The following is a 22436-nucleotide window of genomic DNA, read 5'->3' on the forward strand; positions in this document are numbered from 1 at the left end:
TGGACCTAGGCGGTTGGTTCCGGCCTTGCAAGCGCGGGCGCGCTTTTCAAACCGGACGGGCTGGGCTAGTCGTGACGAGGGCGACCAGCGGGGAACGAAAATGCGGACAGTCGTGACGGGTGTGATGGTGATCGGCCTTCTGGCGGGATGCGGCCGGGTGGCCGACTCGCGGTTGAACCCGTTCAACTGGTTTTCGCGGTCCGCGCCGGCAGCGGTGACCCTGTCCGATGCGCCCGCCGCCGACCCCCGGCCGCTGATCGACCAGATCGCCACGCTCGAGGTCACGCAGAACCCCGGCGGCGCCGTGGTGCGCGCAACGGGCGTGGCCGACCGGCAGGGCTTCTACGAGGGCGCGCTGCTGCGTGTCCCGGGCACAGAGCCGGGCGTACTGGCCTACGAATTCCGGGCCGCGCCACCGCCCACCGCGACACGCGTCAGCACCGAACGCTCGCGCGAGGTGACGGTGGCCGAGTACCTGACCAACCGGCAGCTGGGCGGCATCCGCGAGATCCGGGTGTCCGGCGCGCGCAACGCCCGCGCCGTCCGCCGCTAGAGCTCGAACACCACCACGTCGCTGCCCTGCGCCTTCAGGCCCAGGCGCCCGTCGACCATGCGCAGGGCGTCACGGCCGAACACCTTCGCGCGCCAGCCCGACAGCGCCTGCACGTCGCGGTCGCCCGCGGCGATCAGGTCCAGGTCCGACGAGGTCGCGATCAGCTTCTGCGCCACGCCCGCGGTCTCGGCCTTGGCCTTCAGCAGCACGCGCAGCAGGTCGGCCAGCGCCGGGTTCACCTGCAGCTTCTCGCGCGACCGGTCGAGCTGGGGGTAATCCGCTGGCTCGATGGCCATGCCCCGTTTCACGGCGGCCAGGATGCCGTCGGCGATCTCGCCCTTGCGCGCCTCGCGCAACAGAAGACGGGCGCGCGACAGGTCCTTCTCGCTCTGCGGCTTGGTCGAGGCCAGCTCGACCATGGCGTCGTCCTTGAAAACCCGGTTGCGCGGCACGTTGTTGGTCTGCGCGTATTCCTCGCGGAAGGCGGCAAGCTCGCGCAGGATGGCCATGAACTTGCCAGTCTGGGTGCGGGTCTTCACGCGCTTCCACGCGTCTTCGGGCCGGACGCGATAGGTCTCCGGGTCGCTGAGAATCGACAGCTCTTCCTCGACCCAGGCGGTGCGGCCGGTGCGCGCCAGTTCGCCCGCCAGGTGTTCGTAGATGACGCGCAGATGCGTGACGTCGGCCAAGGCATAGGCCTTCTGCTGGTCGGTCAGCGGGCGGCGCGACCAGTCGGTGAATCGCGACGACTTGTCGATGCTCGACTTGGCGATCTTGCGCACCAGCGTCTCATAGCCCACCTGCTCGCCGAAGCCGCAGACCATGGCCGCCACCTGCGTGTCGAACAGCGGCGCGGGGATCACGTCGCCGTCGATGCAGAAGATCTCGAGATCCTGGCGCGCGGCGTGAAACACCTTGACCACGCCGGGGTCGCGGAACAGCTCGTAAAGCGGCTCCAGCGACAGGCCCTTGGCCAGCGGGTCGACCAGGACGGCGTCGGCGTCGTCGTTGCCGGGCACGGCCAGCTGGATCAGGCAAAGCTTGGAATAATAGGTCCGCTCGCGCAGGAACTCGGTATCGACCGTGACATAGGGATGGGTGCGGGCGCGGGTGCAGAAGGCGTTCAGCTCTTCGGTCGTCGTGATGGTGATCATCGGGTCGTCGGTTTCCTTTTCGCTCGCTATCCCCCGCGTTCGGGCGTGATAATCGGGAAACGGGCGGAAGAAAAGCCTCAGCCCAGCAGCAGTGGCGACCGCTCGCCTTCGGCCACGCGGCGCAGCACCGAGGGGTAGAGCTCGTGCTCGGCCTTCAGCACCCGCGCGGCCAGGCTGTCGGGCGTGTCGCCGGGCCGGATCGGCACCCGCGCCTGTCCCAGGATCGGCCCGTCGTCCAGTTCCGCCGTCACCTCGTGCACGGTGCAGCCCGCCTCGGTATCGCCGGCGGCCAGGGCGCGAGCGTGGGTATCGAGCCCGCGATATTTCGGCAGCAGCGACGGGTGGATATTCAGCATCCGCCCTTCCCAGTTGGCGATGAAGGGCGCGGTCAGGATGCGCATGAACCCGGCAAGGCACACCAGATCCGGCGCGGCCTCGACCAGCCGGTCCTGCAGCGCGGCTTCGAACGCCGCGCGGTCGCCCTTGAACGGGCGGTGATCCACGGTCGCGGTGGGGATGTCCCGCTCGGCCGCGCGCTGAAGGCCACCGGCGCCGGGGACGTTAGAAAGCACCAGACAGGGCCGCGCGGGATGCAGGCCGGTCATGCTGTCGGCCAGGGCGGCCATGTTGGAGCCGGAGCCCGACAGCAGGATCGCGACCCGCAGGCTCAAGACAGCGCGCCCTCGTAGGACACGCCCTGCCCCGGCTCGACCGTTCCCAGCGGCACGACCCGTTCGCCCGCGTCGATCAGCAGGCGCGCCAGGTCTTCGGCCCGGTCGGGCGCGGCGACCACGACCATGCCGATCCCGCAGTTGAAGGTCTTCAGCATCTCGGCATCCGCGATGCCGCCCGCCTCGCGCATCCAGGCGAAGACCCGCGGCAGGGGCATGGCCGACAGGTCGATCCGCGCGCCAAGGCCCTCGGGCAGGATGCGCGGCAGGTTCTCGGTCAGGCCACCGCCGGTGATGTGGGCAAGCCCGCGCACGCCGCCCGCGCGGATCGCGGCCAGCACCGAGGTCACGTAGAGCCGCGTCGGCGTGAGCAACGCGTGGCCCAGGGAAGGACCGTCCTCCCACGGCGCCGGGTCGTCCCAACCGAGGCCCGCGTGTTCGGCCACGCGGCGCACGAGCGAGAAGCCGTTGGAATGAACCCCGTCCGAGGCAAGGCCCAGCACCACGTCGCCCGCCGCGATGTCGGCCGGCAGGTCGCTGCCCCGCTCCATCGCGCCGACGGCGAAGCCGGCGAGGTCGAAATCGCCGCCGGCGTACATGCCGGGCATCTCGGCGGTCTCGCCGCCGATCAGCGCGGTGTTGGACCGCCGGCACCCTTCGGCGATGCCCTCGATCACGCGCGCGGCGCTTTCGGTGTCCAGCTTGCCAGTGGCGAAATAGTCGAGGAAGAACAGCGGTTCGGCCCCCTGGCAGACCAGGTCGTTCACGCACATGGCCACCAGGTCGATGCCCACGCCGGACAGGTGGCCGGTGTCGATGGCCAGCCGCAGCTTGGTGCCCACGCCGTCTGTCGCTGCAACCAGCACCGGGTCGGAATAGCCGGCCGCGCGCGGGTCGAACAGCGCGCCGAACCCGCCCAGCCCCGCCATGGTGCCGGGCCGCTTGGTCGCGGCGGCGGCGGGCTTGATGCGATCGACCAGCGCGTTTCCGGCGTCGATATCGACGCCCGCCCCGGCGTAGGTCAGTCCGGTCTTGTCCTCGCTCATGCCGCGCGCCTTTCGGGGGAGTTCATGCTTGGCGCCGCGATAGCGTCAATCGACGCGTCGCGCAACGCGGGGCGGATTGTCGGGACGAGAATCTCGCCTGCGCGACCCGGTCACGCAATCTTGACGGGCCTCGCGCCGCCTTCTAATCAACTCGCTGCGGGCCTGTAGCTCAATTGGTTAGAGCAGAGCGCTCATAACGCTTTGGTTGCGGGTTCAAGTCCTGCCGGGCCTACCATCGCCGCGCGCTGATCCCCCGCGAACATCCGGACCGGTCTAGAACGTGTCCTCGGGCATTTCGCGCAGCAGCGCGCGCTCCGACAGCCACGGGTTCAGCTTCAGCGCCTGGCGCAGCACGCGCTGCCCCTCGACCCCGCGGCCGAGCCCGATCAGCGTCAGCGCCTTGCCACTGAGCGCGGCCACGTGCAGCGGCTGGCGTTCCAGCGCGGCGTTCAGATCGACCAGCGCGGCCGCGAATTCCCCCTGGAGATACGCGGCGAAGGCCCGCTGGTTATAGCCCTCGGCGTAGTCCGGGCAGTAGTCCACCAGCGCGTCGAACATCTCGGTCGCGTCGTCCAGTTCGCCCTCGCCGATCAGTTCGCGGCCATCGTCCAGCAGCGCCTGCGCCCTGTCGTCGGGCGCGTCGGCCCAGATCGACCACATGGCGTCGGCGATGGGCCGCGCCTCGATCGGGCTGCGTGCCGCGTTGGCGCGATTAAACAGGAAGGCCAGCTCGCCCGAACGGTCGGGCGCCGGCGGGCATTCCTGGGCGACGGCGGGACCCGCAAGGCAGACCAGCAGGGTAACGTGCTTGAGCATGTTTCGATTGGGCCGCCGCGGGCCGCGGCTGTCAAGCGACGCGAGGTCGCGGATCACCCCGGCGGCTTGGCCGGCGTGCTGTCGCTGTCCTTGATCGACTGCATCGCCACGTAGGTCGACGTGTGGGCAACATAGGGCAGCGTCGAGATATGCGCCCCCAGCACCGCGCGATAGGTCACCATGTCCGCGGTTCGGACCTTGAGAAGGTAGTCGAAATCGCCGGCGATCAGGTGGCACTGCTCGACCTCGGGGATCAGGCGCACCGCCTCGTTGAAGGCCGCCAGCGCCGACTCGCGGGTTTCGGTCAGCTTGACCTCGACGAAGGCCACGTGTTCGCGGTCCAGCCGCACGGGATCGATCAGCGCGCGATAGCCGGTGATGACACCGCTTTGTTCCAGCCGTTTGAGCCGGGCCTGGACCGGGCTTTTCGACAGCCCGACGCGGCTGGCAAGCTCGGTCACGCTGATACGACCCTCGACGCCCAGCACATCGAGCATCGCCAAGTCGAACTGATCCAGGCCGTTGTCTTTCATTCGTGGTGCCCTAGGCTGGAAACAAAGGCGATGCTCCCGCAAGATCGGGCGATTGCGGGCCGTCATCCCGACCACATTAACTTACTTTGATCAAAAGCCTAGGAGAGAGATATGCCGCGAGATACCGTTCTGCCGCCCGCGATCCTGCCGATCGATCCTTACCCGGATGCCGATACCGAGCTGAAGAAGCTCATCGCCATGGCCGACCTGTCGGAGGAGGATCGCAAGCAGATCCACGCACGGGCCACGGATCTCGTCCGCCGCATCCGCAACGATGCGGAACCGGGCATGATGGAAGTCTTCCTTGCCGAATACGGGCTCAGCACCGACGAGGGCATCGCGCTCATGTGCCTGGCCGAGGCGCTGCTGCGGGTGCCCGACGCGCCCACCATCGACGCGCTGATCGAGGACAAGATCGCGCCGGGCGACTGGGGCACGCACATGGGCCACTCGTCCTCGCCGCTGGTCAACGCCTCGACCTGGGCGCTGATGCTGACGGGCCGCGTGCTGGACAAGAAGCGCCCGTCGCCGGTGAAGGCGCTGAAGGGCGCGATGAAGCGTCTGGGCGAGCCGGTGATCCGCACCGCCACCGGCCAGGCCATGCGCGTCATGGGCCAGCAGTTCGTGCTGGGCCAGACCATGGACAAGGCGATGGAGCGCGCCAAGGCCCAGCAGGAAAAGGGCTACACCTACAGCTACGACATGCTGGGCGAGGCCGCGCGCACCATGGAAGACGCCCGCCGCTATTACAAAAGCTACGACAACGCGATCGAGTCGATCTCGCGCCAGGCGAAATACGACAGCATCGCCAAGAACCCCGGCATCTCGGTCAAGCTCTCGGCACTGCACCCGCGCTATGAAATGGCGCAGCACGACGAGATCCTGGACGAGCTCACGCCGCTGGTGGCCGACCTGGCCGCCAAGGCCGCGCGGCTGGGCATCGGCTTCAACATCGACGCCGAGGAGGCCAACCGCCTGACCCTGTCGCTCGAGGTGATCGGGCGTGTGCTGAAGGACCGCCGGCTCAAGGGCTGGGACGGCTTCGGCGTGGTCGTGCAGGCCTATGGACCGCGCGCGTCCTATGCGATCGACTGGATCGCCGACCAGGCCAAGGCGCTGGACCGCAAGATCATGGTGCGGCTGGTGAAGGGCGCCTACTGGGACACCGAGGTGAAGCTGGCGCAGGTGCAGGGGATGGAACGCTTCCCGGTGTTCACCCGCAAGCCCGCCACCGACGTGAGCTACATCGCCAATTCGCGCAAGCTGCTGCAGCTGCGCGACCACATCTATCCGCAATTCGCCACTCACAACGCCAATACCGTGGCGGCCGTCCTGCAGATGGCAAGCAAGATGGGCGTGCGCAAGGACGAGTACGAGTTCCAGCGCCTGCACGGCATGGGCGAGGCGCTTTACGACATCACCATGAAGATGGAAGACGTCCGCTGCCGCATCTACGCCCCCGTGGGCGCGCATCGCGACCTGCTGGCCTACCTTGTGCGTCGCCTGCTGGAAAACGGCGCCAACTCGAGCTTCGTGAACCAGATCGTCGACGTGTCGGTCCCGCCCGAGGAAGTCGCCGCCGACCCGTTCGAGGCCCTGGGCTACACCCCGCCGGTGACGCCCGGCACCGACATCTTCCTGCCCGAGCGGCGCAATTCCAAGGGCTGGGACCTGGCCTGCACGTCGCACCTGGAAGAGATCGACGCGGCGCGCGCCCCCTATCGCGAGACGATCTTCGAAGTCGCCCCGCTGCTGGCGGGTGACGTGTCGGGCGGAGAGCCCATGGAGCGGTTCAACCCGGCCGATCCCGACAGCCTGGTGGCGCGCGTGCAGACGGCCAGCCCCGAGGACGTGGAAACCGCGCTGTCCAAGGCCAGGCCGTGGGACGCCAGCCCGGCCGAGCGCGCCGAGATCCTGAACCGCGCCGCCGATCTCTACGAGGAGAACTTCGGCCAGGTCTTCGCGATCCTCGCCCGCGAGGCCGGCAAGACCCAGACGGACGCGGTGGCCGAGCTGCGCGAGGCGGTGGATTTCCTGCGATACTATGCCGCCCAGATCGAGCATCTGGACGCGCCGGCGCTGGGCACCTTCACCTGCATCTCGCCCTGGAACTTCCCCATGGCCATCTTCACCGGCCAGGTCGCGGCGGGTCTTGCGGCCGGCAACGCGGTGCTGGCCAAGCCGGCCGAACAGACGCCGGTCATCGCCCACTTCGCCACCACGCTGATGCACGAGGCGGGCGTGCCGCGCACGGCGCTGCAACTGCTGCCCGGCGGCGGTGACGTGGGCGCGGCGGTGACGTCGGACGCGCGGATCAAGGGCGTGGCCTTCACCGGCTCGACCGCGACGGCCCGCAAGATCAAGCAGGCCATGGCCGAGCACTGCGACCCCGGCGCCCCGCTGATCGCGGAAACCGGCGGCCTGAACGCCATGATCGTGGACAGCACCGCCCTGCCCGAGCAGGCGATCCGCGACATCCTGCAATCATCGTTCCAGTCGGCGGGCCAACGCTGCTCGGCGCTGCGCTGCCTCTACGTGCAAGAGGACGTGTCCAAGGAATTCCTGGCCATGCTGAAGGGCGCCATGGACGTGTTCCGCCTGGACGATCCGTGGCAGATCAAGGCCGACAGCGGTCCGCTGATCGACCAGGCGGCGTATGACCAGATCTCGGATTACGTCGAGAAGGCCCGCAAGGAAGGGCGGCTGATCCACCAGACCGCGTCGCCAGACAAGGGCCATTTCCTGTCGCCCACGCTGATCCGCGTGAACGGCATCGAGGACATGGAGCGCGAGGTCTTCGGCCCGGTGCTTCACGTGGCGACGTTCAAGTCCAAGAACATCGACAAGGTCATCGATGCCATCAACAGCACCGGCTACGGCCTGACCTTCGGGTTGCACACCCGCATCGACGACCGCGTCCAGCACGTGACCGACCGGATCGAGGCCGGCAACATGTACGTGAACCGCAACCAGATCGGCGCCATCGTGGGCTCGCAGCCCTTCGGCGGCGAGGGCCTGTCGGGCACCGGCCCCAAGGCGGGCGGCCCGTTCTACCTGCCGCGCTTTGCCGAGGCGAAGACGCCCGACGTCCCCGAGCTCATGATGGAGATGCCCGGGCCCACCGGCGAATCGAACCGCCTGACGCTGGAGCCGCGGGCACCGGTCCTGTGTCTCGGTCCCAGCGACGAACAGCGCCGGGCGCAGGTGGCCGCGGTGAACGCGCTGGGCGGGATCGCCAAGCCGATGACCGATGTGCCGGATCTCGAGAAGGCCGACGCCTTCGGCAGCGCGATCTGGTGGGGCGACGAGGACACGGCGCGCAAGCTTGCCGCGCAGCTCGCCCGCCGCGACGGCCCGCTGCTGCGGCTTGTCACCGGCTCGATCACGGTGCCGGACGTCATGCATGAACGCCACCTGTGCATCGACACCACCGCGTCGGGCGGCAACGCCGCGCTGCTGGCGCAGGTGGCCGCCGACGACCCGCACAAGATGGCCGCCGAGTGAGCGATGCCCCTGCCCCGTCCCTCAGGCCCTACGGCCCGGGGGACGGGGATTGGTTACGCGCGGTCCATCTGGAACACTACCAGCGGGTCGAAGGCTTCGACACCAGCTTTGCCGCCGCCGTGGACAGCGCCATCGCGGCGCTGAACGATCGTGCCCACGATCCCCGCAGCCTCTTCCAAATCGTCGAAACTGGTGGCGCCCCGCGCGGGTCGCTGTTCCTGTCGCCCGACGATCATCACGACGCGGCCGGCAGGCTGCGGCTGTTCTATCTCGACCCGACACTGCGGGGGACCGGCCTCGGGGGCCGGATGCTCGACCGCGCGCTGGACCATGCGCGGGCCATGGGCCTTAAGCGCATGGTCGTGTCGACCTTCACCCGGCACGCCGCCGCGCTGGCGCTTTATCAGCGGCGGGGCTTTGCCGAGGAGAGACGCCAGCCGGTCCACGCTTTCGGACAAGCGCTCGAACAGGTCGATCTCGGGCGCGGGCTTGCTTGACCGGCCCGGCGCCGGGGCCTAGCTGACCTCCATGTTTCCGATCCGAGACCACAACCCGTCGCAGACCGTTCCCTGGGTCACGCTCACGCTGATCGCGGTGAACGTGGTGGTCTTCTTCACCACCCTGCCCGCCCTGTCGAACGAGGCCGCGGCGCAGGACTTCCTGGTCCGGTTCGCCGTGATCCCGGCGGTGTCGGACCCGGTGACCTTCGTCACCTCGCAGTTCCTGCATGGCGGCCTTCTCCACCTGGCCGGCAACATGTGGTTCCTCTGGCTCTACGGCGACAACCTGGAGGACGAGATGGGGCATTTCCCCTTTCTCGGCTTCTACCTGGCCTGCGGGGTGGCGGCGGCGCTGGCGCAAAGCCTGAGCGAGCCGGGCTCGACCATCCCCATGGTGGGCGCGTCCGGCGCCATCGCGGGGGTCATGGGCGGCTACCTGCTTCTGTTCCCGCGCGCGCGCATCGATATCCTGGTGATCCTGCTGATCTTCTTCCGGATCTTCGCGATCCCGGCCTGGGTCGTGCTGGGGCTGTGGTTCGCGCTGCAGATCGGATCGGGCGCGGCCACGCCCGCGGGCGTGGGCGGCGTGGCCTACTGGGCGCACGCGGGGGGCTTCGTCGCGGGGCTGGCCCTGACCTTTCCGCTGTGGCGGCGGCTGGGCGGTCCCGCGTTCTGGCGCACCACCCACGGCACGCCGCCCCATCCCGAGGCGCAGTACCGCATGCGTCGCACGTCGATCCCGAAGGTCGACCGCCGCCGCTAAATCTTTCGGAGGTGGGAGCGTCGGACCCGCCGGTCAGCTATCGCGGATGACCTTGGCGAAGGTCTCGAAGATCGCCCCGTTGGCGGCGACGATGGTTTCGCTGTCGAAGATCGACCCGGCCTCGCCGATGGGCGCCACGAAGCCGCCCGCCTCGCGCACGATCAGCAGGCCCGCGGCCACGTCCCACGGCTTGATCCCCCGCTCCCAGTAGCCGTCGTAGCGGCCGGCGGCCACGTAGGCGAGGTCGAGCGCCGCGGCGCCCATGCGGCGCACGCCCGCGCTGGCCGGCAGAACGCGGCCCAGGTCCTTGAGGATGGCGGGCAGCTGCGGACGGCCGCCGAACGGGAGGCCGGTGGCGAAGATCGATTCGATCATGCGGTGACGGTCCGACACCCGCAGGCGCGTGTCGTTGAGGAAGGCTCCCCCGCCCTTCTCGGCCGTGAACATCTCGTCCTTGGCGGCGTCGTAGATCACGCCGGCCACGATCTCGCCCTTGTGCTCGAGCGCGATGGAAATCGCCCAGTGCGGCAGGCCGTGGAGGTAGTTGGTCGTCCCGTCCAGCGGATCGACGATCCAGCGGCGGGTGGGATCCTTGCCGGCGATCTCGTCCGTTTCCTCGCCCAGCCAGCCGTAGTTCGGCCGCTCGCCCAGGAGCGCGTCGCGCAGCGCCGTCTCGGCGGCGATGTCCGCGCGGCTGACGAAGTCGCCCGCGCCCTTGCTGGACACCTGCAGGTTCTCGACCTCGCGGAAATCCTTCACCAGCCCCCGCGCGGCCTTGCGGGCGGCCTTCATCATGATGTTCAGATTCGCGCTGCCCTGCATGGCGGTCACCTCTCGGTCGGTCTGTCGGTCGTGGAATGGTGGGCCCGCATACGCCAGCGCGCGCGGGATGCCAAGTGGCAGGCGGCCCGCGATGGGCAGGTCGCGGTTTCGCGGTTTTTCGGGACCGGTGATGCAGCGCGCGCGGCGATCAGCCCGGCGCGGCGTCGCCCCCGTGGAACTGGCGTTGCAGCTTGACCGGCTCGGTCTTGGCCAGCCTCAGCAGGTGGGCCATGAAGGGCGCCGTGGTCTCGGCCGAACGTGTCGCGGCATAGAGACGGCGGGTCAGGCCACCCCGGGTCAGGGGCCGCGTCACGTAGTCGGATTGCAGCCGCACGTCGCGCACCACCCAGTCGGGCAGCACGGCCACTCCGCGCATGGACGCCACCAGCAGCAGAATCACCGCCGTCAGCTCGACCTGCCGGATCGCCGCCGGTTCGACCTTGGCGGGCGTCAGAAGCTGGCTGAACACGTCCAGCCGCGCGCGGTCCACCGGGTAGGTGATGAGCGTCTGGTCGCGGAAATCCTCGGCTTCGATGAAGGGCTTCTGCGCCAGGGGATGGCGCGAGGCGGCGACGAAGACGGGCTCGTAGTCGAACAGCGGCGTGAAATCCACATCGGCCAGGTCCTCGGGATCCGACGAAACCACCAGGTCGACCTCTTCGCGCATGAGCGCGGGCAGCGCACCGAAGGCGAGGCCCGGGCGAATGTCGACATCCACGTCGGGCCAGGCGTGGCGGAATTTCTCGAGCACCGGGAACAGCCATTCGAAGCAGGCATGGCATTCGATGGCGATATGCAGCCGGCCCGACTTGCCCGATTGCAGGCCCGCGAACTCGGCCTCGAGCGCGGCGACCTCGGGCAGGATCCGCTCGGCCGCGCGCAGCAGCCGCTGGCCCGCCGCCGACAGCTTCAGCGGTTTCGACCGGCGGACGAAAAGCTCGACCCCGGCCTGTTCCTCCAGGCCCTTGACCTGGTGGCTCAGCGCGCTTTGGGTGATGTTCAGCCGGTCGGCCGCACGCGCCAGCCCGCCCTCGTCGTGGATGGCCTTGATCGTGCGCAAATGGCGGAATTCGATGTGCATCCGCGCCTTCGCCTCATGTTGATGTTGAAAGTTATGAGTTTGTCTCATGCGCCGCGCCGTGAGACAAGGGTCCAAACCTGCAAGGACACCGTCATGACCGCCCCCTCGATCTCGTTCGAATTCTTCCCGCCCAAGTCGCTCGAAGCGTCGTTCCGCCTGTGGGACACGATCCACACGCTGGCCCCGCTGGCCCCCGAATTCGTGTCGGTCACCTACGGCGCCGGCGGCACCACCCGCGCGCTGACCCACGAGGCGGTGACCACCATCGGCAAGACCACCGGCCTGCGCGTGGCGGCTCACCTGACCTGCGTGAACGCCAGCAAGGAGGAGACGCTGGAGATCGCACGCAGCTATGCGGCTGCGGGCGTGACCGACCTGGTGGCCCTGCGCGGCGACATGCCGGGCGGCAAGCCGTTCCAGCCCCACCCCGAGGGCTTCGCCAACTCGGTCGAGCTGATCGAGGCGCTGGCCGCGACCGGCGATTTCACCCTGCGCGTGGGCGCCTATCCCGACCGCCATCCCGAGGCGGCAACCGACACCGCCGACGTGGACTGGCTGAAGCGCAAGATCGACGCGGGCGCGGATGCGGCGATCACCCAGTTCTTCTTCGAGGCCGACACGTTCTTCCGGTTCCGCGACCGCTGTGTCGCGGCCGGCATCGACGCGCCGATCATCCCGGGCATCCTGCCGATCGAGAACTGGGCCGGCGTGCGCAAGTTCGCCACCGCCTGCGGCACGCCGATCCCCGCCTGGCTGGACGACGCGTTCGAGACCGCCAAGCGCGACGGCCGCGAGGAGCTGCTGTCGACGGCGCTGGCGACCGAGATGTGCTCGGCCTTGCTCGACGACGGTGTCGAGCACCTGCACTTCTACACGCTGAACAAGCCGCAGCTGACCCGCGACGTGGTCCATGCGCTGGGTCTCGCCCCCGAGCGGCAGCTGGAGAAGGTCGCCTGACCGGCTTTCCATTGCCGAAAATCTGGGCAAGGGTCCGGGCGCACCACAGCCCGAAGGACCCGAGCCCATGAAAACCGCCGCCAGCGCCGCAGACCTTGCCGATATCGAAGATCTGCGGCGGCAGTCGGGCCTGGAATTCATGCAGGCGATCCTGAGCGGCGAGCGGGCCGGACCGCCCATCGGCTACGCCATGGGCTTCGCGCTCGATCATGTCGAGGACGGGCTGGTACGGTTCACCGGCACGCCGCATTTCCAGACCTTGAACCCGATGGGCGGGGTCCATGGCGGCTGGTACGGCACGCTTCTGGACTCGGCCATGGCCTGCGCGGTGATGACCAAGGTGCCCTGCGGGTCGACCTACACGACGTTGGAATACAAGGTGAATATCACCCGCGCCCTGCCCGCGGACACCGAGATCGTGGCCACCGGAACCGTCGTGCATGCGGGCCGGTCCACCGGGGTCGCCACTGGCGAAATCCGGGGCGCGAAGGACGGGCGGCTCTACGCCACCGGGTCGACCACCTGCCTGATCATGGCGCTGCCGGTCGTCTGACGGCCGCATCCTCGGCCACCGGCAAGCCTTCGGCATCGGGGCCCAAGGCACCGCGCGCGAGGACCGAGGGATGAAGCCGCTCGGAACGGTCAGCCCCGACGACGCGCGGGGTACGAGCCACGAAGATCCGGCCCCAGCCACGGTTCAGCCCGATGGACGGCGCCTGCGGATCGGTGCCGAACCGGGCGCGCCATCCCTCGGGCAGGCGCAGGCCCTGCGCCTCCGCCTTCTGCAGCATCCAGACCAGCGAGATATTCGCCAGCGGGCGCGCCGCGCGCACGCCGTCCAGTTGCCCGCCCACGTCTCCGTGGGTGCCGGGGAACCAGACCTGCTCGCAGTCGCCGTCCCAGGCGCCGTCCAGCCGCCACATGACCGGGCGGTAGGCCTCGCGCGTCTCGTTCAGCGCGAGCGCGTGAAAGCCCGATCGGGTCGTCGGCCCCAGCGCGTGGTTGTGGAACCGGTGCGCCATCGACGACCAGCGCCAGACCACGGGCAGTCGCAGACCCAGCGCCTTCACCGTGTCCCAGGCCCCGATCATCTGCACCTCGACCGCGGCGTGGCAGAACAGCCGCGCGAATTCGCGGGCGCCATGGCTGTCGGGGATCGTGCGGTAATGCCGGTAAGCCATGTGCACGTTGCGCTCGGTCGCGGCCTCGGGACGCAGCAGCCCGATACGGTCGATCACCCCGGCGAGCGAGCGGACGGCATAGGCGCCGCGGGAATAGCCGAACAGGAAGATCCGGTCGCCGGGCCGATACCGCGACGCCAGCCACCCGTAGGAGCGGCGGATCTGGCGGTTGAGCCCGCGCCCCTCGGCCACGTCGCGCACCTGCCGCCAGGACGTGAACTGGATGCCCGGCTCGTACCGCACCGACAGGTCGGCTGCCGGGGACAGCTCGCGCAGCAGTTTCCAGGTCAGCCCGGCATTGGTCTCGCGCCCCGGTTCGAGCGAGGACATGGTGCCGTCGAGGATGACCACATGGGTGACGGGGCCGCGCCTCGCGGTGGGCGCCGTCTGTTCCAGATGGCGCCCGCGTCCAAGCCACGACAGCAGCTGCCGGGCCAGGCCCCCGGTATTGATCCGGGGGCGCCTGTCCTCATTCGGCGGCGACGGCATCTTGGGCGTGGTTCAGCAGGGTCCAGACCCGGGCCGGCGTGAACGGAAGGTCCACCTGCCGCACGCCGCGGTCCCACAGCGCGTCCTCGACCGCGTTCGCCACGGCGGCCAGCGCACCGACCGTGCCCGCCTCGCCGCAGCCCTTCATGCCAAGCGGGTTGGCGGTGGAGGGCACCGGGTTGGTCGAGAACGCCATCATCGGCACATCGGTCGCGCGCGGCACCCCGTAATCCATGTAGCTGGCGGTCAGAAGCTGGCCGTCCTCGTCGTAGACCACGCGCTCCTGGATCGCCTGCCCGATCCCCTGCACGACGCCGCCATGCACCTGACCTTCGGCCAGCATGGGGTTGATAAGATTTCCGAAATCGTCGCAGACGCTGTATTTCACGACGCGGGTGTCGCCGGTCTCGGGGTCGATCTCGACCTCGGCCAGGTGCAGGCCGTTGGGATAGGACCGGCCCGGCAGTTTCTCCGAGCCGGTGAAGGTCAGCAGATCCTCGCGCCCGCGCTCTCGCGCCAGCGCCGCCAGGTCCAGCATGGTGGGGGCGTCGTTGCTGCCCGTCACGCGGAAGCGTTCGTCGTCGAAGCTGACGTCATCCGGCCCGACGCCCATCTCGTCGGCCAGGAAGGCCGAGAATTCCGAGATCATGCGCTTGGCCGTGCCGTAGGTGGCGTTGTTCTGCACCGTGACGGAGCGGGACCCGCCGGTGCCGCCGCCCTTGGGAATGGCGTCCGAGTCGCCCTGGACGAAGTGGATCTTGTCGACCGGGATGCCTGTGTGGTCCGACAGGAACTGCGGAAAGACCGTCTCGTGCCCCTGCCCATTCGACTGGGTGCCGACGAAAATCGACGCGGTGCCATCATCGTGGAAGGCGATCTTCACGTGCTCGGTCGGATCGCCCAGGATCGACTCGATGTAGTAGCAGCTGCCGATGCCGCGCAGCTTGCCCGCGGCTTCGGACGCCGCGCGGCGCTGGTCGAAGCCCGCCATGTCCCCGATATCCTCGCCCTTGGCCATGGTGGCGGCGAAATCGCCCACATCATAGGTCTCGCCCGTGGCCGAGACATAGGGAAACTGGTCCGGCTTGATGAAGTTGCGCCGCCGCAGCTTGTGCGGATCGACGCCCAGCTCGCGCGCGGCGCGCGACATGACCCGCTCGAGCGTGAAGATCGCTTCGGGCCGTCCGGCGCCGCGATAGGCGTCCACGGGCGCGGTGTTGGTATAGATCCCGCGCGTGCGCAGCCACGTGGTCTGCACGTCGTAGGTGCCCATGAGCACGCGGCTGAACAGCTCGGTCTGGATCATCTGCGCGAAATTCGAGTTGTAGGCGCCGATATTGCACGTGTTCTCAACGCTGTAGGCGGTGATCTTCAGATCCTCATCGAAGGCCAGCATGGCGTCGTGCACCAGGTCGCGACCGCCATTGTCGGACAGCATCGCCTCGGTCCGGTCCGACATCCAGCGCACCGGGCGGCCGGTCTTCATCGCCGCCGCGGCGACGGCGAAGTACTCGGGGTAATTGAAGCCCTTCATCCCGAAGCCGCCGCCCACGTCGGGGTTGCTGGTGCGCACCTGCTCGGACTTCAGCCCGAAATTGGCGGCGAGCTCGCCTTTCAGCCCCCAAACGCCCTGGCCCGAGAAACAGACATGCAGCCGGTCGTCGGCCCATTCCGCCCAGCAACCGCGCCCTTCCATCGACGACACCATGATGCGGTTGTCCTCGACCCTCAGGCGCACCACGTGGGCCGCTTCGCGCACGGCCCGCGCCACGCCCGCCTCGTCGCCCTTGCCGTAGTCGAAGGCGAGATTGTCGGGCGCCACGTCGTGCAGCGCCTCGCCGCCCGTGGACAGATCCATGTGCGCGGGCAGGTCTTCGAGGTCGAGCATCACGGCCTCGGCGGCATCGCGGGCCTGCAACTCGGTCTCGGCCAGCACCATCGCCACCGGCTCGCCCACGAAACGCACGCGACCGCGCGCGAGGAAGGGACGCTCGGGCGCGGTGCCCTTGCCGCCGTCCTGCGTCGGCACGCAGGTGAATTTCATGCCCAGCGTGAGCCCCATCGCGGCGCAATCCTCGGCGGTCAGAATATCGACGACACCGGACATGCCGCGGGCCTCGTCCGTGTCGATGCCGCGCAGCTCGGCGTGGCCCACGGGCGAGCGGACGAACGCGGCGAACAGCGCGCCCTCGGGCGCGATGTCATCCACGTAGCGCCCGTGCCCCGTCAAAAGGCGCTGGTCCTCGCGGCGCGTCACCGACTGGCTTTTCCCGAAACTCTGCATGACTGATCCTCGCTGATTTACCGGCAGACTACCCGTCCGCGCGGGATTTTCCAGCACCCTGCATGCGGCCCTTGCGCGCCCTTTCCCTTGGCCGGGCTTTTGGCTATCCCCTGCCTCAAGTTTTGCGAAGGAATACCGCCGATGCCCATGGAAAAATCGTTCGACGCCGCCGCGCGCGAGCCCGCCCTCTACGACGCCTGGGAAAAGGCCGGCTGCTTCGTGGCGGGCGCCGGGGCGAAACCGGGCGCGTCGGCCTTCTCGATCCTGCTGCCGCCGCCCAACGTGACCGGCTTCCTGCACGCGGGCCACGGGTTCAACCACACGCTGATGGATATCCTGACGCGCTGGCACCGGATGAAGGGCGATGACGTGCTGTGGCAGCCGGGTCTGGACCACGCCGGCATCGCGACGCAGCTGGTGGTCGAACGCCAGCTGTCCGAGCAGGGCATCAAGCGCACGGACCTGAGCCGCGAGGATTTCGTCGCCAAGGTCTGGGAATGGAAGGCCACGTCGGGCGGCAAGATCGTCGAGCAGGACAAGCGGCTGGGCTGTTCCATGGACTGGACGCGCGAGGCCTTCACCATGCAGGGCGCGCCGGGCGACCCCAGCCCCGAGGACGGCCCGAATTTCCACGACGCCGTCATCCGCGTCTTCGTCGACATGTACGAGAAAGGGTTCATCTATCGCGGCAAGCGGCTGGTGAACTGGGATCCGCATTTCGAGACCGCGATCAGCGACCTGGAGGTCGAGAACAAGGAAGTGCCGGGCCACATGTGGCACTTCAAGTACCCGCTGGCCGGGGGCGCGACCTATACCTATGTCGAGAAGGACGAGGATGGGAACGTCCTGTTCGAGGAAGAGCGCGATTACATCTCGATCGCCACGACCCGGCCCGAGACCATGCTGGGCGACGGCGCTGTCGCGGTTCATCCGTCGGATGAGCGGTATGCGCCAATCGTCGGGAAACTCTGCGAAATTCCGGTCGGCCCGAAAGAGCATCGCCGCCTGATCCCGATCATCACCGACGAGTATCCCGACCCGGATTTCGGATCGGGCGCGGTGAAGATCACCGGCGCGCATGACTTCAACGACTACGAGGTCGCGCGGCGCGGCGGCATTCCCATGTATCGCCTGATGGACATGAAGGGCGCCATGCGCGACGACGGCGCCCCCTACGCCGAGGCCGCCGCCATCGCCATGGCCGTGGCCAAGGGCGAGCGGACCCTGGGCGAGGCCGAGGCCGACAGCGTGAACCTGGTGCCCGACGACCTGCGCGGGCTGGACCGGTTCGAGGCGCGCAACGCGGTGGTCGAGCAGATCACCGAGGAAGGGCTGGCCGTCATGGTGCCGCCCACCGATCCGCGCCTGGGCGAGCCGGCGAAGGCGCTGGCCCCGGAAGAAGGCGGCGAGCGGCGGCTGGACCAGCTGACCCCGCTGGTCGAGTCGAAGCCGATCATGCAGCCCTTCGGCGACCGCTCGAAGGTCGTGATCGAGCCCATGCTGACCGACCAGTGGTTCGTGGACACCGACAAGATCGTCGGTCCCGCGCTGGACGCCGTGCGCTCGGGCGAGGTCAAGATCATCCCGGAAAGCGGTGAAAAGACTTACTTTCACTGGCTGGAAAACATCGAGCCGTGGTGCATCTCGCGCCAGCTGTGGTGGGGCCACCGGATCCCGGTCTGGTACGGCTTCGACCTGCACGCGAACGGGTTCCGCGACGACGAGGGCGACGGCGCGCTGGACGAGGTCGAACTGGGCCGCATCCTGTCGTCCGACAGCCTGTCGAACGGCGAGCTGAAGCCGCACTGCGCCGCCGATTTCGACACGGTGAAGTCCCGCTTCGGCGACCTGCTGGACGATCTGCCCACGCCCCTGAACCACGCCCGCGTGGTCGAGGTCGAAAGCCGCGACGACGCGCTGCACATGATGGCGAAAAGCCTTGCCGACTACGCGGTCGCGCAGGACCCCACGCAGCTGGTCTACCCGGTTTGGCGTGACCCCGACGTGCTGGACACCTGGTTCAGCTCGGGCCTGTGGCCGATCGGGACGCTGGGCTGGGGCGACGACGACCAGAGCTTCATGGAGCGGTATTTCCCCACCAGCGTGCTGATCACCGGCAGCGACATCCTGTTCTTCTGGGTCGCGCGGATGATGATGATGCAATACGCGGTGGTCGACCAAAAGCCGTTCGACACCGTCTACCTCCATGGCCTCGTCCGCGACGCCAAGGGGCAGAAGATGTCGAAAAGCATCGGCAACGTCGTCGATCCACTTGACCTGGTCGAGAAATACGGCGCCGACGCCTACCGCTTCAACAACGCCGCCATGGCGACGATGACCGGCACGATCCGGTTGGACGAGAAGCGGATCGAGGGCTATCGCAACTTCTCGACCAAGCTGTGGAACGCGTTCCGCTTCGCCGAGATGAACGGCGCGCTCGAGATGCAGGGCGGCGCGCGGCCCGAGATGTCGCACGCGGTCAACGCCTGGATCCTGGGCGAGACGGGCCGCGCGCGCGACGCGGTGGACGCGGCGCTGGCCGGGTTCAAGTTCAACGAGGCGGCGGACGCGATCTACAAGTTCGTTTGGAACGTGGTCTGCGACTGGTATCTCGAACTGTCGAAGCCGCTTTTCTCCAGCGACGATGCCGCGCTGGTGGCCGAGACGCGCGCCACGCTGGCCTTCGTCCTGGACCGCTGCCTGGCGCTGCTGCACCCGATGATGCCCTTCATCACCGAGGAACTGTGGGCCGGCGACCGGATGCTGGCGGTCAGCGAGTGGCCCACCGAGGGCGCGAGCGACCTTGTCGATCCCGCCGCCGACGCGGAGATCAGCTGGGTCATCGCGCTGATCGAGGCGATCCGTTCGGTGAGGGGCGAGCTGAACGTGCCCGCCGGCCTGAAGGTCGAGCTGCTGCAGATCGAGCTGGACGACGCGGGCCGCGCGGTCTGGGCCGCCAATGCCGAGATCATCCAGCGCCTCGCGCGGATCGAGACGCTGACCGAGGCGTCCGAACTGCCCAGGGGCGCCCTGACCATCGCGGTCAAGGGCGGCACGTTTGCCCTGCCCCTGGCCGGCATCGTGGATGTCGAGGCGGAAAAGGCGCGCCTGGCCAAGACGCTGGGCAAGCTGGAGAAGGACCTGGGCGGGCTGAACGGCCGGTTGAAGAACCCCAAGTTCCTCGACAGCGCGCCGGACGAGGTCGTGGCCGAGACCAAGGCCCTGCTGGCCGAGAAGACCGACGAGAAGCAGCGGCTGGAAACCGCGGCTGCGCGGCTGGCCGAGCTGTGAGCGATCCGCGCCTGACGTCTCTGGCGGCCGCGCTGCCCGACACCGTTCCCTTCGTCGGGCCCGAAGCGCAGGAGCGCGCGGCCAAGGCGGCGTTCCGCGCCCGGCTGGGCGCGAACGAGTCGCCCTTCGGCCCCAGCCCCAAGGCGGTCGAGGCCATGGCCCGCGCGGCGCAGGATGCGTGGATGTATCCCGACCCCGAGAACCACGAGCTGCGCCAGGCGCTGGCCCAGCATCACGGCGTCGGCGCGGATCACATCGTGGTCGGCGCCGGCATCGACGGGCTGCTGGGCTCGACCGTGCGGCTGCTGGTGGACCGGGGCAACGCGGTCGTGACCTCGGACGGCGCCTATCCGACCTTCAACTACCACGTGGCGGGCTTCGGCGGGGTGCTGCACAAGGTCCCCTACCGCGACGATGCCGAGGACCTGGACGCGCTGCTGGACAAGGCCGTGGAGACGGGCGCCAAGCTGATCTACCTGTCGAACCCCGACAACCCCATGGGCTCGTGGCACGACGCGGACAGCATCGCCGCCTTCATCGACCGCATTCCCGAGACCTGCGTGCTGGTGCTGGACGAGGCCTATGCCGAGTGCAGTGCGGCCCGAAGCGCGCCCGCCTGGGCGCCGGAGCATCCGAACGTCATCCGCTTCCGGACCTTCTCCAAGGCCTACGGGATGGCGGGTGCGCGGATCGGATACGCCGTGGGGCCGAAATCGCTGATCGGGGGCTTCGGCAAGGTGCGCAATCATTTCGGCGTGTCGCGCATCGCCCAGACCGGCGCGCTCGCCGCTCTCGCCGATACCGACTACCTGGACGAGGTGCGCGAGATGATCGCGCAAAGCGTCGAGCGCATTTCCGCAATCGGGCGCGCGAACGGGTTGGAGCCGCTGCCCACGGCGACGAACTTCGTCACGCTGGAGTGCGGGCGCGACGGGGATTTCGCCCGGCGCGTGCTGTCATCGCTGGCCGAGCGCGGCGTTTTCATCCGGATGCCCGGCGTGGCCCCGCTCGACCGTTGCATCCGCGTCTCCTGCGGGCCGGACCGGGACATGGTGACGCTTAAGCAGGCGCTGCCGATCGCGCTGGAAATGGCCACGAAAAAGTAACGTGACAGAAATCCGCGGCGCGCTAACCTACGCGACATGGATTATCCGCGTCAGCCCGCCCCCGACTATACCCGCGCCTTCCTCGTGTCGCTCGCGCCCCTGGTGTTCATCGCGCTGATGGCGATCTGGGTGATCTGGGGGCTGCTGGCCGCCCTGGGCGTGACCTATGCGTCCGACAAGGCGATCACGCGGCTGGCGCGCCGGTCCTGACGTCGCGCACGCAGCGCGTGGGGCGCCACGGGTGTTTTCGGACCAGTGATGGGACCGGCCGGACGCGCGGCCAAAGCCGCGTTCCGGTATGGCGTGTCGCCGGCCATGAGTATTTGAGGACCAGTGATGGGATGCGGCGCCCCTAGCCGGGGTCTGCCGCCGCGCAGACGGCGGCGGCGGCGTCCAGCGCACCGGGGCCGTGGGGAATGTCGCAGGCCAGAAGCCCGGCCTGCATCACGCCCAGCGTGCCCAGCACCATGTGCGCGTTCACGTGGCCCATGTGGCCGATGCGGAAGAATCCGCCCGCCTCGGGGCTGCCCGGCTCGGCCATGCCCAGCCCGATGCCCAGCGTCACGCCGCCCGTGAACTCGCACCAGTGGCGCAGGCGGTCGGCCCGGTCGCCCCCCAGCCGGATCGCGGTGACCGCGTGGCTGCGATGCGCGTGGTCGGCCATGTTGACCTCGAGCGGGCCGCCCTGCCCCCAGGCATCGAGCGCCGCCCAGATGGCGCGGGCCAGCGTCGCGTGCCGCGCGAGCACGCGGTCGAGCCCTTCGTCGTGGATCATGTCGAGCGCCGTGCGAAGACCGTAGAGGTGATGGGTCGGCGCGGTGCCGTCGAAATAGAGATAGAGCTGATCCGGATCGGTGCGCGGCCGCCAGTCCCAGTAATGGGTGACGCAGCCGGCCGTCTCGCGCGCGGCATCGGCGCGGTCGTTGTACCACACGAACCCGATGCCCGGCGGGGTCATCAGCCCCTTCTGGCTGGCCGCGATGGTCACGTCGACGCCCCAGGCGTCCATCTCGAACGGGTCGCAGGCCAGCGACGCGATGCAATCGGCCAGCAGCAGCGCGGGATGCCCGGTTTCGTCCAGCGCCGCGCGGATGGCGGCGATGTCGTTACGGATGCCGGTGGAGGTGTCGACATAGACCACCGGCAGCGCCTTGATGCGATGCTCGGTATCGGCGCGCAGCACCTCGGCCACGCGGGCCGCGTCGATGGGGTCGCGCTTGCCGAAATCCAGGATCTCGACCTCGGCGCCCAGCCGCCGCGCGATATCGGACCAGCCATGGGCGAAGCGCCCCGTGGCGGGCACCAGCAGCCGGTCGCCGGGCGACAGGATATTGGCCAGCGCCGCCTCCCAGATCCCGTGGCCGTTGGCGATGTAGATGGCGCAGTGCGCTTCGGTCCTCGCAACGCGTTTCAGGTCCGCGATGATCCCCGGCATCATCTCGCGCAGCTCGCCGGTATAGATGTTGGGCGCGGCGCGGTGCATTGCCCGCAGGACGGCATCGGGCACCACCGAGGGGCCGGGAATGGCAAGGTAGGAGCGGCCATTGGCAAGCGACATGGATCGGAATCCTTCAACGATGACTTGATCTTCGCGTAGGCGCGGGGCGCGGCGGCGTCAATTGCGCATTGACCGCGGACGCCCGGCATCCCAGCTAATGCCGCAGAGGCAAACCAGAGGGGGCAGA

The 22436-nt window shown here is 68.8% G+C and carries 19 protein-coding genes and 1 tRNA gene; 10 read left to right on the forward strand and 10 right to left on the reverse strand.

Going from position 1 to position 22436, the window contains the following annotated elements; genetic code table 11:
- Positions 1–100: 100 nt before the first annotated feature.
- Positions 101–553: a hypothetical protein gene (locus tag BUB76_RS02370; RefSeq protein ID WP_073126245.1), complete on the forward strand. Its 453-nt coding sequence runs from the start codon at positions 101–103 to the stop codon at positions 551–553.
- Here BUB76_RS02370 and rnd read toward each other — a convergent pair.
- The 3 genes from rnd to purM form a co-directional block, all read right to left on the reverse strand.
- Positions 550–1707, reverse strand: a complete 1158-nt coding sequence (gene rnd / locus BUB76_RS02375) for a ribonuclease D (RefSeq protein ID WP_073126247.1) — start codon at positions 1705–1707, stop codon at positions 550–552. The genes BUB76_RS02370 and rnd overlap by 4 nt on opposite strands.
- A 77-nt stretch (positions 1708–1784) precedes the next feature.
- Entirely contained in the window at positions 1785–2378 is a 594-nt protein-coding gene (gene purN / locus BUB76_RS02380) for a phosphoribosylglycinamide formyltransferase (protein ID WP_073126249.1), read from the reverse strand.
- Positions 2375–3424 (reverse strand): phosphoribosylformylglycinamidine cyclo-ligase, encoded by a 1050-nt coding sequence (gene purM / locus BUB76_RS02385; protein ID WP_073126251.1) that lies wholly within the window; start codon positions 3422–3424, stop codon positions 2375–2377. The genes purN and purM overlap by 4 nt, the downstream gene beginning before the upstream one ends.
- Positions 3425–3582: 158 nt before the next feature.
- Between purM and BUB76_RS02390 the strand changes: the two genes are divergently transcribed.
- A tRNA-Ile gene (locus tag BUB76_RS02390) sits at positions 3583–3659 on the forward strand.
- 38 nt (positions 3660–3697) lie between these two features.
- Here the strand turns inward: BUB76_RS02390 and BUB76_RS02395 are convergent.
- Entirely contained in the window at positions 3698–4240 is a 543-nt protein-coding gene (locus BUB76_RS02395; protein WP_073126539.1) for a tetratricopeptide repeat protein, read from the reverse strand.
- Positions 4241–4293: 53 nt separating this feature from the next.
- Positions 4294–4773, reverse strand: a complete 480-nt coding sequence (locus BUB76_RS02400; RefSeq protein ID WP_073126253.1) for an Lrp/AsnC family transcriptional regulator — start codon at positions 4771–4773, stop codon at positions 4294–4296.
- A 111-nt stretch (positions 4774–4884) separates the two neighbouring features.
- Between BUB76_RS02400 and putA the strand changes: the two genes are divergently transcribed.
- Genes putA through BUB76_RS02415 form a run of 3 tightly spaced genes read left to right on the forward strand, consistent with a single transcriptional unit; the run spans position 4885 to position 9540 of the window.
- A complete protein-coding gene (putA, locus tag BUB76_RS02405) occupies positions 4885–8277 on the forward strand; it encodes a bifunctional proline dehydrogenase/L-glutamate gamma-semialdehyde dehydrogenase PutA (RefSeq protein ID WP_073126256.1) in 3393 nt (1130 codons plus the stop codon).
- Positions 8274–8774: a GNAT family N-acetyltransferase gene (locus BUB76_RS02410; protein WP_073126259.1), complete on the forward strand. Its 501-nt coding sequence runs from the start codon at positions 8274–8276 to the stop codon at positions 8772–8774. Before putA ends, BUB76_RS02410 begins: the two co-directional genes overlap by 4 nt.
- A gap of 31 nt (positions 8775–8805) precedes the next feature.
- Positions 8806–9540, forward strand: coding sequence for a rhomboid family intramembrane serine protease (locus tag BUB76_RS02415; protein ID WP_073126261.1), 735 nt, complete (start codon positions 8806–8808; stop codon positions 9538–9540).
- Positions 9541–9573: 33 nt separating this feature from the next.
- Here BUB76_RS02415 and BUB76_RS02420 read toward each other — a convergent pair whose 3' ends face one another.
- A complete protein-coding gene (locus tag BUB76_RS02420; protein WP_073126264.1) occupies positions 9574–10362 on the reverse strand; it encodes an inositol monophosphatase family protein in 789 nt (262 codons plus the stop codon).
- A gap of 148 nt (positions 10363–10510) precedes the next feature.
- Complete coding sequence (locus BUB76_RS02425; RefSeq protein ID WP_073126266.1) at positions 10511–11443, reverse strand: LysR family transcriptional regulator; 933 nt, start codon at positions 11441–11443, stop codon at positions 10511–10513.
- 93 nt (positions 11444–11536) lie between these two features.
- Between BUB76_RS02425 and metF the strand changes: the two genes are divergently transcribed.
- Both metF and BUB76_RS02435 read left to right on the forward strand, forming a co-directional pair.
- Positions 11537–12400, forward strand: coding sequence for a methylenetetrahydrofolate reductase [NAD(P)H] (gene metF / locus BUB76_RS02430; RefSeq protein ID WP_073126268.1), 864 nt, complete (start codon positions 11537–11539; stop codon positions 12398–12400).
- A 67-nt stretch (positions 12401–12467) separates the two neighbouring features.
- Complete coding sequence (locus BUB76_RS02435) at positions 12468–12953, forward strand: PaaI family thioesterase (RefSeq protein ID WP_073126270.1); 486 nt, start codon at positions 12468–12470, stop codon at positions 12951–12953.
- Here BUB76_RS02435 and BUB76_RS02440 read toward each other — a convergent pair.
- Complete coding sequence (locus tag BUB76_RS02440; RefSeq protein ID WP_073126272.1) at positions 12931–14070, reverse strand: T6SS phospholipase effector Tle1-like catalytic domain-containing protein; 1140 nt, start codon at positions 14068–14070, stop codon at positions 12931–12933. The two genes, BUB76_RS02435 and BUB76_RS02440, sit on opposite strands and share 23 nt — an antisense overlap.
- Positions 14051–16354 (reverse strand): xanthine dehydrogenase family protein molybdopterin-binding subunit, encoded by a 2304-nt coding sequence (locus BUB76_RS02445; RefSeq protein WP_073126274.1) that lies wholly within the window; start codon positions 16352–16354, stop codon positions 14051–14053. Before BUB76_RS02445 ends, BUB76_RS02440 begins: the two co-directional genes overlap by 20 nt.
- Positions 16355–16495: 141 nt before the next feature.
- On the opposite strand from BUB76_RS02445, the gene BUB76_RS02450 reads away from it, so the two are divergent.
- From BUB76_RS02450 to BUB76_RS17570, 3 genes are read left to right on the forward strand one after another with little or no spacing between them, the layout of a single operon-like run.
- The gene (locus BUB76_RS02450) at positions 16496–19645 is read left to right on the forward strand and encodes a valine--tRNA ligase (RefSeq protein WP_073126276.1); all 3150 of its coding nucleotides are present in this window, start codon (positions 16496–16498) and stop codon (positions 19643–19645) included.
- Entirely contained in the window at positions 19642–20751 is a 1110-nt protein-coding gene (locus tag BUB76_RS02455; protein WP_073126279.1) for a pyridoxal phosphate-dependent aminotransferase, read from the forward strand. The genes BUB76_RS02450 and BUB76_RS02455 overlap by 4 nt, the downstream gene beginning before the upstream one ends.
- Before the next feature lie 36 nt (positions 20752–20787).
- Positions 20788–20961 (forward strand): histidinol phosphate aminotransferase, encoded by a 174-nt coding sequence (locus tag BUB76_RS17570; protein ID WP_139209926.1) that lies wholly within the window; start codon positions 20788–20790, stop codon positions 20959–20961.
- A gap of 142 nt (positions 20962–21103) precedes the next feature.
- Here BUB76_RS17570 and BUB76_RS02460 read toward each other — a convergent pair whose 3' ends face one another.
- Positions 21104–22309, reverse strand: a complete 1206-nt coding sequence (locus BUB76_RS02460) for a pyridoxal-phosphate-dependent aminotransferase family protein (protein ID WP_073126281.1) — start codon at positions 22307–22309, stop codon at positions 21104–21106.
- Between the last annotated feature and the right edge of the window lie 127 nt (positions 22310–22436).

The organism is Palleronia salina (genome assembly GCF_900141995.1).
Classification (GTDB): Bacteria; Pseudomonadota; Alphaproteobacteria; order Rhodobacterales; family Rhodobacteraceae; genus Palleronia; species Palleronia salina.